1 rRNA gene is annotated in these 396 nt (G+C 52.3%); it reads right to left on the bottom strand.

Features of this window, described 5'->3' with window-relative positions:
- Positions 1–396, bottom strand: a 23S ribosomal RNA gene (locus AC1DFR_RS22395); the annotation flags it as partial.

Below are 396 nucleotides of genomic sequence, written 5' to 3'. Positions count from 1 at the left end.
ACAGTGCTCTACCCCCGGAGATGAGTTCACGAGGCGCTACCTAAATAGCTTTCGGGGAGAACCAGCTATCTCCCGGTTTGATTGGCCTTTCACCCCCAGCCACARGGCATCCGCTAATTTTTCAACATTAGTCGGTTCGGTCCTCCAGTTAGTGTTACCCAACCTTCAACCTGCCCATGGCTAGATCACCGGGTTTCGGGTCTATACCCTGCAACTTAACGCCCAGTTAAGACTCGGTTTCCCTKCGSCTCCCCTATACGGTTAACCTTGCTACAGAATATAAGTCGCTGACCCATTATACAAAAGGTACGCAGTCACMCCCGAAGGTGCTCCYACTGCTTGTACGYACACGGTTTCAGGWTCTWTTTCACTCCCCTCGCCGGGGTTCTTTTCGCT

It is taken from the genome of Arthrobacter sp. 05T410 (genome assembly GCF_056396505.1).
Note: the sequence above shows the minus strand (reverse complement) of the source record. Positions and strands in the feature narration are given on the sequence as shown.